The following is a 10,965-nucleotide window of genomic DNA, read 5'->3' on the forward strand; positions in this document are numbered from 1 at the left end:
TGCTCTTCTTCGTCGTTCACTCGCGGTCGAACAGCTTGCTTACGAGCTGCGTTCGATTCGAGACGCCCAGCTTGTGGAAGATCGAAGTAAGATGCTTCTTTACGGTAATTTCGCTGAGGAACAGCCGCGAGGCGACGTCCGCGTTCTTCAGCCCTTTGCCGATGAGCGCGACGATCTCGGCTTCCCGCTCCGTGAGCATGGACAAGTCGGCCTCGGTTCGAGGACCCGGCTCGGGCGGCGCGTCGAGCCCGAGCTGCGCCATCGTCTTGCGAAGATATTCATGCAGCCGCGGCCCCCTCGTGTCCAGGTAATAGGTGTACGCGGGCGTACGGCCGTCGTAATCGGTATGGACCGCCTCCGCGGTCTCGCAGCCGAGCCGGCGATGCACCTCGCGGAAGAACGGCAGCGGCGGCGGCGAACCGGCGATAAAGCCGCCGGTCAGCATGAGCGTAATGAAATGCAGGCCCGCGTCCGCCCGCAGCGCCTCGTCGCCGAAATCCGCGACGTCGATGCCGTAGACGAACAAGCCGTATTGGGAGTCGGCCGGCACGCGCATGGCGTCCAGTTGCCCTTTGTCCAAGCTGCGGAAATACGCAGAGGACAACGGTTTATCCAGCAAGAAATCCAACGTCTTCTCGTGGATCGGAATGACGACGGACAGGCCGACCAGCTCGCCCGACGGCTTTCGCAGCAGCCGAATCTGTACGCGATGCAGCGCGCGCAGCTCCGCCAGATGCAGATGTTTGACCGGAAACAAGCTCTGCTCGGGGGTAATGACGAATTCTTTCGGCGCGCCCGTCTCCGGGTCCGCGTACGGAATGCGGGCTTCCTTCGGAGACGCCTTGCGTCGAGCCAAATACGCCTCCGCCTCTGCCGCGTTCGACTCGTCCAGCGGCTCGAACGCATGCGGGGAAGCCGTCTGATAAAAAAATTTGCGGATTAAGTGATCGCCCACATAATAAAACGCCTCCGCGGCTTCCCAGCCCGCTCCCCGAGTCAAGCCCGCGCTCCGCCCGACGGCCCGATAGAAATAAGCTGCCCCTCGTCTCCAGACGGCGTTGAACGTCTCCGGCGCCCGCGTCCGAAGCTCTTCGGAAACCGCCGCGCGGACGAGATCGTGCAGCATCCACCCGCGGGACACCCGCCGCACGAACGAGAGCGAGACCAGCTCGTGGAACTGCTCCGCCGTCACCGGTCGATCCGCCGCAAAGCTAAGGATTTCTTGGTTGAAGTGCCGGAGCACCGCGGCGGCTTCGACGAGCGAACGAAGCTCGGGCCCGGGCACTTCCCGAAGCCATTCGCCGGCGACGAACGGGAACACCTCCTCGTCCTGCAATCGTACTTCCTCTCCGACCGTCGCGGCGTGCGCGGCGAGCGACAGCGACAGCGGGTGGCCTCTCGTCTTGTTCCAGATCGCCCGGATTCGCGCGTCGTCCCGAATGCCGTGGCTCTCCAAATACGACTTCGCGTCGTCGAACGCGAGCTCGGTCAGCGGCGTCCATAGGATCATCTGGCGCCAGGCCGGCGACAGCTTCCAAGCGCCCTGCAATGGATACCGCCCCGCTACGGCGAACAAGACGGAAGCGTCGATCCGCGGCAAAAATTGCTCGCGAATCCATTCGTCGAGCGCCCCGAGCTCCTCATACGTATCGAAGGCGAGCACCGTCGGCCGGTCGGCCGCGGCGGCGTTCAGGCGGCGAATCGCATCGGCCGCCGAACGCGCCGCGTCCTCCTCCACCTCGAGAGGCCCGGCGTCCGGACCCTCCAGCAGCCTGCTCAGCCGGGCGCACAGCGACTGCGGCGTATGCAGAAAATCCCGGCTGTCCAGCAAGAGATAGCGGAAGCCGGATTCTTCGGCGATCCGGCGGTATTCGTCCAGCAGGAAGCTCTTCCCCATCCCGCCGATACCGTAAATATTAATTAATCGCTTCTCGGGCGACGCCCCGGACAACAGCCGGCGGAATCGATCGATTTCTTCTCGCCTGCCCGCCATGAACTTCCGTTCGAAGGCGCCGATCTGAAAGCCCGTGCCGGTTTCGGACATGCCTCTGTCCCCCTTGAATCGACGAATTATACAAAAGTATAGGGTCGTTTTATATTATAGGATAATTTCACCGCCCCCGGAAGGATGGTACCTTGAGGAACGGAACGAAATTCCGACGACTTTTTCCGAGGAGGTATGGGATTTGAAAAGCCACGCAAGAAGAGAGGCCGGCAATACGTATTTTTCGCTCGGCACCCGAGCGACGTTCTTGCTGCAGGGCGCGGATACGGGGAACCGGTTTTCGCTGATCGAGTTTTTGCTCGTGAAAGGGGCCGACACGCCGCCGCACACGCATCTGAACGAGGACGAACATTACTATGTCCTGGAAGGCGACATCACGGTGCAGGTCGGCGACGAGACGATTCGCGCCACGGCGGGCACGTACGTGTACCTGCCGAAGGACGTAAAGCACGCCTACCGCGTCGAGTCGGAGCAGGCTAGGCTGCTGGTAGGCATCTTCCCGGCCGGATTCGAGCAATTTTTCCTCGCGAACGGGACGCCGGCCGATCCGGACGCGGTGCCGCCCGCGCCGCAAGGGCCGCCGAGCGAAGAACAAATTCGCGCCATGGTCGAGGAAGCGGCGAAGTACGGCATCGTATTTTAATTTTTAAAAGAGAGGGAGAGAAACAATCATGATGAAAAAGTGGCTTATCGCATCTATCGCGTTATTCGGTGTTTGGAGCGGCGGCGCATCCGCCCACGGCACGGTTCCCCAGGCCGCCGCGGCGAAGCACGAGACGCTGACGGTCGTCGTCAACGGCGTCGAGGTATCGTCGGAGGCGAATCACGTCACGGCGGACGGAAAGATGTACGTGTCGATCCAGGCGTTCGCCGGGCTGTTCGACGCTTCGTTCGAGCTGAAGAACGGGAACAAAGAGGCTGTATTGTTCGGGAAAACCGTTCCGAACGTACGCATGGCGCAGGGCGTGCCGACCGCATGGGTGCGGGACTTGGCCGCGGCCGTCGGCGCGCAGCAGGTCACGCACGACGCATCCCGCAACGAAATTTACGTCCTGGCGCTGCCGGCCGGGTCGATCAAGGTATCCGATACGGTGCCGGCGATGGGCGAGCATTGGGGCAACCCGCAGGCGGGCGAGCTGCCGATCGGGCCGTTCTACGGCGTCCATAACGGCAGGCTCGTATTCCTCGAGTACATGATCGATCAGAACGATTTCGAATCGGGTAAAAACCACGTGAACTTGAAGGGCATGAAGGGCGTGCCTTCGCCGTCGGTCGTACAGGTCGACGTCGAATTCCAGCCGGCCGGACATCCGGGCTTCGAGACGCCTCATTACGATATTCACCTCTACTTCATCTCCGACGCGGAGCAGCAGCAGATCCAGTAAGAGGTACAGGAGAGGGGATCGTCAAACATGTTTTGGTTGCAAACGCTCGTCGCGATCCATGTACTGTCCGCGCTGATCGGCATCGGGCCGACCTTCCTGCTGCACGCGCTCATTCGCGCCGGGCAGACGCCGGCGCAGCTGCGCCACTCGCTGGCGCTCATGAGCGTCGCCGAGCGGTTCCCGAAGGTCGGCGGCCCCTTGGCGGTACTCAGCGGCATATTGCTCGTCGCGTTATACGATTACGGCGGGTTCGGGCAGCTGTGGCTGGCCGGTTCGCTCGCCTTGTTCGTGCTCATCCAAATCGTCGTCGTCGGCGTCGCCGGACGGCAGCTGAAGCCCGCGGTCGAGTGGAAACGCGGCGACGGCGACGGGCGGAGCGGCTCGGACGTCCCCCCGTCGATCGAAGCGTCGCTTCGGAGCGCCCGCGGGTCGCTGTGGGTCGCCCACGCGTTGGCCGTCGCGCTGTTCCTGCTTATGATCTTAAAGCCGACGACGCCGCTCTGGTAGCCGGACGGCAAACAAACCCCCGCTCGCACCTTTCGCGAGCGGGGGTTTCCGCATGAGGGCCGCTTATTCCCTCGACAGCTCCAACAGCTTGTTCATCGTATTCCAATTCCGCGTCGTCGTCCGCTTGCCGCCCAGCTTCATCATGCGCTCGCCGAGCGGCGACTCCAGCACGTTGCCTCGAAAACGAAAATACACGTCCCGCCCCCGCGCCTCGTATTCGTCGTCCGTCTCGACGCCGCCGAGCGCCGCCGCCAGCGCGTCCGCCGCGAGCGGCTCCTGCAGGAGGGCGAACATGACGCGCTTGCCCTCCTCCGGCGCGTCGACCGGGTACGGGCATTCCGCCATCAGCCGCTCCAGCTCCGCGAACGACCGCACGACCGCGTCCATCGGCTTGCCGCCGAGCATCCGCGAGACGACGGCTTCGACCCGCTCCCGCACGCGCGCCTCGTCCTCGTCCGCCTCCAGCAAGACGTTCCCGCTCTGAATGTACGTGCGCACCCGCGCGAAGCCGTCCTGCGCCAGCGCGTCCCGCAGCTCCGCCATCTTCACGACGTTATTTCCTCCGACGTTGATGCCCCGCAATAGCGCGATGTACCCGGTCATGCGTGGGAGCCCCCTTTTCCGGAAAACGTTCCTAATGTCTTCGCTTGTAATACGTGATCGCGAGCGCGACCGCCAGCACGGAGCCCTTCACGATGTCCATCGCGTAATACGGCACGGACAGCATGATCAGTCCGTTGGACAAGATGCCGATCAGCACCGCGCCGGCGAACGTGCCGAACGCGTTCGGCTTGCCCGCGCCGAGGACGGAGAAGCCGATGAAGGCGGCGGCGACGGCGTCCATCAAGTACGGACCGCCCGCGTTCACCTCGGCGTTCATGACGCGCGCGCCGAGCACGATGCCGCCGATACCGGCGAACAGCGCCGAGATCAGGTAAGCGACAAGGCGGTACTTGCCGACCGCGATGCCCGACAGCTTCGCCGCTTCGGGGTTGCCGCCGATCATGTACAGGTAGCGGCCATGCTTCGTATAGGTAAGGAACAGATGCACCGTAAGCACGGCGAGCAGCATAATCAGGATGATCCACGGCACCTGCCCGAGCTTGCCGAACGCATCCGGGATGTCGCCGGTCGCGAAGTCGCCGCTCGGCAAAATCATATTCTCCGAGATCGTGGCCCCTCTCGAATACGTGAGCGCCACGCCCTGGAACACGAACATCGTCGCTAGCGTCATCAGCATGTCCTGAATTTTAAAGTTAATGACGAGGAACGCGTTCACGAGTCCGACGACGAGACAGAACAGCAGCGCGACGGCGATGCCGACGCCCGTCATCTGGCCGTACCAGACGAACATCGAGATGACGATCGCGTTCGCGAGCGACGCCGTCGAGCCGACGGATAAGTCGAAGCCGCCGACCGCGAGCGAGACGGTGAGTCCGATCGCGATAATCGTGACGATCGAGATCGATCGAAGGATCGTTACGATGTTAGAGCCGCTAAGGAAATTGTCCGTCGCCGCGCCGAACACGGCGATCAGCAGCAGGATCGTGACCAGCGTCCCGTATTTATAAAGCCATTCGAAAAAGCGATGTCCCGCCGTACTCATGATAGCGTCCCTCCCGTGCTGTACAGCATTAACTCTTCCTCGCCCGCCTGCCGCATGTCCAGCTCCTTCACGATCGCGCCGTCGTACATGACGTACGCCCGATCGGTCAGCCCAACGATCTCCGACATCTCGCTAGAGGCGTATAGAATGCACTTTCCGCGCGCGGCGAGCGCCGCGATGAGCTCGTAGATGTCCCGCTTCGCCCCGACGTCGACCCCTTTCGTCGGTTCGTCGAAGACGTACACCTCGGCATCCGCGAGCAGCCACTTGCCGATCGCGATCTTCTGCTGATTGCCGCCCGACAAGTTGCGCACCTTCGCCTGCTCGTTCGGCGTCTTGACGCCCAGCCGCTCGATCAGGCCGCGGGCGGCTTCTTTCACTTTGCGCGCGCTCACCCATAGGCCGCCCGACGTGAAGCGGGACAGCGTCGCCGCGGTCAAGTTCGCCGCGACCGACTCGTCCACGAACACGCCTTCCCGGCGGCGCTCCTCCGGCACGAGCGCGAGGCCTGCCTTCACCGCCTCGTGCGGCGAGCGGACGTGCAGCTTGCGCCCGTTTAGCGTCATATCGCCGGACGAGGAGTCGGAAGCGCCGAACAGCGCGCGGCACAGCTCCGTCTTCCCGGCGCCGACGAGCCCGGCGATGCCGACGATTTCGCCCGCGCGCACCGCAAGGTCGACGCCCTTCACCTTGTCGCCGTCCCGAACGCCCTTCGCTTCGAACCGCACGTCGCCGACCGTTCGGGTGTTTTTTTTCGGAAACTGCCCGCCGAGCTTGGCGCCGAGCATATGCTCCACGACTTGCGCTTGCGTCAGGTTCCGAATTTCGTCGCGCAGGACGAGCTTGCCGTCGCGCATGATCGTGATATCCTCGCAGATCTCGTAAAGCTCCGGCAGCCGGTGCGAGATGAAGACGATGCCGACGCCCTCGGCCTTCAGCTGCCGCACGAGCGCGAACAGCCGCTCCGTCTCCGCGCCGCTGAGCGGCGCCGTCGGCTCGTCCAGCACGAGAAATCGGCACTTCCTCGATAACGCGCGCGCGATCAACACCATCTGCTTTTCCGCGAGCGTCAGCTCTTGCACGAGCCTGCGCGTCGGCATGCGAACGCGCAGCCGCTCTAGGACGGCTCCCGCGTCGCGGTGCAGCGCCGCCCAATCGACGATTTGCCGCCCGTCCATGTCGTGCGCGAGACGCTCAAGCATGACGTTCTCGCCGACGGAGAGGCTCGGTACGAGCGCGGTGTCCACCTCTTGATAGACGATCTGTACGCCGAGCTCCTTCGCGTCCTTCGGGGATCGGATGCGAGCGACGGTCCCGTCGATGCGGATGTCGCCCGCGTAATGGTTGTATGCGCCGGAGAGCACCTTCATCAGCGTCGACTTGCCGGCCCCGTTCGCGCCGATAAGCGCATGGGCGCGGCCGGTCTCCGCGCGAAAGTCGACGTCCTGCAGCGCCTGTACGCCGGGGAACGCGATCGAGATGCCGGTCATCTCTAAGATGCTAGACTTCGAGTCTTTCAAGGATATACACCTACCGCTCCGAACAGGATAGAGCGCCCTCATCCGCAGGGACAAGGGCGCTTCGATATTCAATGCTCTATTATATCATGATTCTATCGTTATTTGGCGTTCGCTTCTTTTAGCGATTTCATCCAATCCTCGAGGAACGCGTCCGTCGTGCCCCAGCCCGGAATAATATCCGCGAGGGTAACCATGTTGACCGGCTCGGCGGACTTGTTCAGCGTCTCTTGGTCGATCAGCGCCGCTTCGAGGTTGTACGTCGCAGGCGTCTCCTCGCCGGCCAGCTTCTTGGCGAGCAGGCGGAGGTTTACCGCGCCGATCATCTTCGGATCGACCGCGGCCGTGGCGACCCACGGGCTGTTTTCTTCCTGCATCAGCTGCAGGTCGGCGTTCGAGACGTCGATGCCGTAAATCTTAATTTCCGTCCGGCCCGCCTCGACGAGCGCCCGCGCCGCGCCGCTCGCGAACGCGTCCCACGTCGCGAAGATCGCGTCGATCTCGCCCTTCGGATATTTCGCCAGCATCGCGGCGACCGCGTTCTGCGTCTCTACGGACGTGTTCGCGTTCGCGACGCCGAAGCGTTCGAGTTCTTTGATGCCCGGGTATTTCGCCAGCGTCGCTTGATACACCGTATTGCGGCGCACCATCGGCGGGAAGCCGTCGACCCACAGGTAGACGATCTTCGCTTCTTCGCCTTGCTCCTTCACGAGCTGATCGAGCGCGAATTGCGCGAGCGCCTCGTCGTCCTGCGACGTAAGCGTGACGCCCTCGACCGACGACAAGTCGCCGACGGAGTCGAACGCGACGACCGGGATGCCCTTGTCCGTCAGCTTCTTCACCGCTTCGACCGTCGCCGGGTCGTCGCCGTGCGAGATGACGACGCCGTCGTAGTCGCCGTTCGCCGCTTGGTCGAGCGCGTCGAGGAACTTCGCCGTGTCGCCGTTCGCCGTGAACGTGTCGACCGTAAAGCCGAGCGATTCGCCCTCTTGCTTGGCGCCCGCGAGGAACTGCGCCGTATGATCGTCGCCGCCGATTTTGCGGATGACGTTAATTTTGATGTCGCCCTTCTCGGCGAGCGCCGCCGGAAGATTGTCGACCGCTGCGTTGCCGCCCGAAGCTGCGCCGCCCGATCCGCTCGTGCCGTCTTGGCCGCAGGCGGTCAAAGCGATGCTGGATGCGAGGACGATCGTCGTCAAATACCCGAACTTTCTCTTGATGTTCATACTCTCTTTACCCCCATGTTTTTCAATTACGAGTAATCCTATCGGATTTTCAAAAAATCGTCAATAGATTTATAGGAACGCGTTTTCGAAGTCGTTTTCGCGACTGCATAGCCCTTTTCCGATTCACGAACAATACAGGTATCCCGACGGGAAGGAGGGATGCCGCGATGGCCAAGCAGCAAGGCACGCCTTGCAAAACACGCGCACGCGCACGTCGGACCGGAAGAGCCATACCCCGAAGAGCAAATAATCCGAAATCCGCGAGGAGGATGCTGCATGCTTGACCAATTGGAAAGCAATTACGATTGCGCGAACGCCGGCGACGACTTGCCGAGGCTGCTCGCCGAGCTGGACCGAATGAAGTCGGGCGCCGGGGACGAACCGTCGAAGGGCGATATCGAGGCGATGAACCGGCTGGAAAATCAAATCGCCTTCATCCGCAACAAATGCGCCATCCGCTGACGCGATGACGCGAGGGGTTGTCCGAACGCAGCGATCCGAGACCGCTAGCTGCTTTCGGGCGGCCCCTTTCTTTCCTTCCACGCGCACGGGAAGAGCCGCTCCGCGTCGCAGTCGCGACGACGGATGCGGCTCTTCGCTTGCCGAGAAAGCAGGGTGCTGTTATGCCGATTAGTACGCTAGAGCAAACAAACCGTCGATATGCGACAAGTACCGCGCGTTGCTCGCCTTCTTCATGAGCGACGCGGGCGCGCCCTTCAGCTCGATGCCGTTCTCGCCGACGGCGCCGATGCCGTCCTTGCGGCCGAGGCTCGCGAGCGTGCCGGAGAAGACCGGCGCGAACGGGCGCATCGAGGTTCCGCGGAAGCTCGCCGCGATGTTGGCGCCGACGAGCTCGCCCATCTGCCACGCGAGCTGCGCCGTCGGCGGATACGGCCGTCCCTCGGGTCCGAACACGACCGCGCAATCGCCGGCGAGAAATACGTCCGGATGCGAAACCGATTGGAGGTATTCGTTGACCGATGCGCGGCCGCGATTCACCTCGATGCCGCAATTCGCGACGAGCGTATGCCCCTGCACGCCACCGGTCCATACGAGCGTATTGGTTTCGATCGTGCGGCCGTCCTTCAGCGTGACGACGGAGCCGTTCACCTCGGTGATCGGCAGGCTCGTCAGAAACTTAACGCCCCTGTTTTCCAAGCTGGTCACCGCGCGCTGGATCAGCTCCGGCGAAAACATCGGGAGAATCGTCGGCATCGCCTCGACGAGATATAACGAGACGTCCTCGAAGTCGACGCCCGCCTCCCGGCAGTAGCCCGGCAGTTCGTCCGCGAGCTCGCCCACGAGCTCGGTGCCCGTCAGCCCTCCGCCGCCGATGACGAACGTGACGTCCGCCTTGTTTTTGGAGACGCGGTACGCGCGAAGCCGCTCTTTCACATGCGCGAAGATGCGGTTCGCCTCCGCCGCCGACTTCAGCGTAAAGCTGTTTTCCTTCAGGCCCGGAATGCCGAAGAAATTCGTCTCGCTCCCGAGGGCGAGCACGAGAACGTCATAGCCGTACGACGTTCCGTCTTCCAAGGCCACCTTGCGGTTATCCGGATCGATCGATTCCACGGCGCCGATCTTCACGTCGATCGCTTTGCCCTTGAACAGCTTCGAAAGCGGCAGCGCGACGGCCTTCTCGGACACGTTGCCCGCCGCGAGGCGATGCAGCTCGGTAATGATCTGATGCGAATCGAATTTGTTGACGACCGTAATCTTCGCTTCTTCCGCGGTCAGACGCTCGCGGGCCGACAACGCGCTCAGCAAGCCGCCGTAGCCGGCTCCGAGAATGACGATATGCTTCTGTTTGCTCATAGTCTCTTCGCCCCCTACCCCTGTCTCTTTCGCTCGCCGACGATGTCCAAGTACGCTTGGCCGATGCGCAGCATCCGCTGCAGCTCGGGATCCTTCAGCAGCTTCAAGAGACCGAACACGCCGATCGTCTCGGTTTGCGTCTCCGCCCGATCGGTCGCCTCGATGGCCGCCGACGCGATAAACTTCGCCTTCTCTTCGATCGGCTTCAACACCTCTTGCAGGCCGCCGATCGTATCTTGGATCAGCACCCGGTCGGTAGCGACCTTCTGCGCCAAGTCGTATGTTTTGGTCAGCAACGTCGACAGCTCCGCCAGCTTCGGCAAGTTGTCTGCGAGCGCGACGAGCGCATCCTGCACCTCCGGTCTCGACAACCGCTCCAATACGTCCGGCCGAAGCGCGAATTCCGGCTTCGATGCCGCCGCCTGCTCCGCGTTGAGCACGCTTGTTTCCATGGCTACTCCACTCCCTTGTTGTATGTAGATCCGCCGCCTCGCCGTTCGTTCGACCGCCCCTGTAAAGTTTTGTTTGTTTGTGAAAAACTTCACATTCCTGCGCCCTCGAATGCGCCGAATCTTTGCTTTCTCAAGCCTGAGGTTATTCTATTACAGAACTGCTGCGCTCGCATTAGTTATGTGAAAATTATCACATAAATCATTTTTATAGGGGTGAGAAGGAATATCGTTCCCGGGGCCCTCCATGGCCGGCGGCGGCGAGATAGTCGGAGTTTCTCCGACTATCCAGCCCTCCACGGTCCACGGCAGCGATATAGTCGGAGTTTCTCCGACTATCCAACCCTCCACGGCCCGCGGCGGCGAGATAGTCGGAGTTTCTCCGACTATCCAACCCCTCACGGCCCGCGGCGGCGATATAGTCGGATTTTCTCCGACTATCCAACCCCTCACGG

Annotated in this window: 11 protein-coding genes; 4 read left to right on the forward strand and 7 right to left on the reverse strand. The window is 62.3% G+C overall.

Annotation, left to right across the window (positions count from 1 at the left end; genetic code table 11):
• Positions 1 to 16: 16 nt before the first annotated feature.
• A complete protein-coding gene (locus VEZ38_RS07140) occupies positions 17 to 2,044 on the reverse strand; it encodes a LuxR family transcriptional regulator (RefSeq protein ID WP_324892654.1) in 2,028 nt (675 codons plus the stop codon).
• A 142-nt stretch (positions 2,045 to 2,186) separates the two neighbouring features.
• On the opposite strand from VEZ38_RS07140, the gene VEZ38_RS07145 reads away from it, so the two are divergent.
• Genes VEZ38_RS07145 through VEZ38_RS07155 form a run of 3 tightly spaced genes read left to right on the forward strand, consistent with a single transcriptional unit; the run spans position 2,187 to position 3,897 of the window.
• A complete protein-coding gene (locus VEZ38_RS07145; protein ID WP_324892655.1) occupies positions 2,187 to 2,648 on the forward strand; it encodes a cupin domain-containing protein in 462 nt (153 codons plus the stop codon).
• A 28-nt stretch (positions 2,649 to 2,676) separates the two neighbouring features.
• Complete coding sequence (locus VEZ38_RS07150; protein ID WP_324892656.1) at positions 2,677 to 3,390, forward strand: hypothetical protein; 714 nt, start codon at positions 2,677 to 2,679, stop codon at positions 3,388 to 3,390.
• A 27-nt stretch (positions 3,391 to 3,417) separates the two neighbouring features.
• Positions 3,418 to 3,897 (forward strand): DUF2269 family protein, encoded by a 480-nt coding sequence (locus VEZ38_RS07155; RefSeq protein ID WP_324892657.1) that lies wholly within the window; start codon positions 3,418 to 3,420, stop codon positions 3,895 to 3,897.
• Between the two features lie 63 nt (positions 3,898 to 3,960).
• Here VEZ38_RS07155 and VEZ38_RS07160 read toward each other — a convergent pair whose 3' ends face one another.
• The 4 genes from VEZ38_RS07160 to VEZ38_RS07175 all read right to left on the reverse strand — a co-directional run bounded on the left by VEZ38_RS07160 (position 3,961) and on the right by VEZ38_RS07175 (position 8,246).
• On the reverse strand, positions 3,961 to 4,500 hold the full coding sequence (locus VEZ38_RS07160) for a DUF1697 domain-containing protein (RefSeq protein ID WP_324892658.1): 540 nt from the start codon (positions 4,498 to 4,500) through the stop codon (positions 3,961 to 3,963).
• Positions 4,501 to 4,531: 31 nt separating this feature from the next.
• Positions 4,532 to 5,503 (reverse strand): ABC transporter permease, encoded by a 972-nt coding sequence (locus tag VEZ38_RS07165; RefSeq protein WP_324892659.1) that lies wholly within the window; start codon positions 5,501 to 5,503, stop codon positions 4,532 to 4,534.
• Positions 5,500 to 6,993: a sugar ABC transporter ATP-binding protein gene (locus VEZ38_RS07170; protein WP_324892667.1), complete on the reverse strand. Its 1,494-nt coding sequence runs from the start codon at positions 6,991 to 6,993 to the stop codon at positions 5,500 to 5,502. Before VEZ38_RS07170 ends, VEZ38_RS07165 begins: the two co-directional genes overlap by 4 nt.
• 128 nt (positions 6,994 to 7,121) lie before the next feature.
• On the reverse strand, positions 7,122 to 8,246 hold the full coding sequence (locus VEZ38_RS07175; protein ID WP_324892660.1) for a sugar ABC transporter substrate-binding protein: 1,125 nt from the start codon (positions 8,244 to 8,246) through the stop codon (positions 7,122 to 7,124).
• A 276-nt stretch (positions 8,247 to 8,522) separates the two neighbouring features.
• Here VEZ38_RS07175 and VEZ38_RS07180 point away from each other — a divergent pair, with 276 nt between their 5' ends.
• On the forward strand, positions 8,523 to 8,708 hold the full coding sequence (locus VEZ38_RS07180; RefSeq protein ID WP_324892661.1) for a DUF2524 domain-containing protein: 186 nt from the start codon (positions 8,523 to 8,525) through the stop codon (positions 8,706 to 8,708).
• Positions 8,709 to 8,876: 168 nt separating this feature from the next.
• On the opposite strand, the gene VEZ38_RS07185 is transcribed toward VEZ38_RS07180, so the two are convergent.
• Together VEZ38_RS07185 and VEZ38_RS07190 are read right to left on the reverse strand one after the other, a co-directional pair.
• On the reverse strand, positions 8,877 to 10,061 hold the full coding sequence (locus VEZ38_RS07185) for an NAD(P)/FAD-dependent oxidoreductase (RefSeq protein WP_324892662.1): 1,185 nt from the start codon (positions 10,059 to 10,061) through the stop codon (positions 8,877 to 8,879).
• 14 nt (positions 10,062 to 10,075) lie between these two features.
• Complete coding sequence (locus tag VEZ38_RS07190) at positions 10,076 to 10,513, reverse strand: DUF1641 domain-containing protein (RefSeq protein ID WP_324892663.1); 438 nt, start codon at positions 10,511 to 10,513, stop codon at positions 10,076 to 10,078.
• Positions 10,514 to 10,965: the final 452 nt, after the last annotated feature.

Origin of the sequence: Paenibacillus sp., from assembly GCF_035645235.1 — a bacterium.
Taxonomy (GTDB): domain Bacteria; phylum Bacillota; class Bacilli; order Paenibacillales; family YIM-B00363; genus Paenibacillus_AE.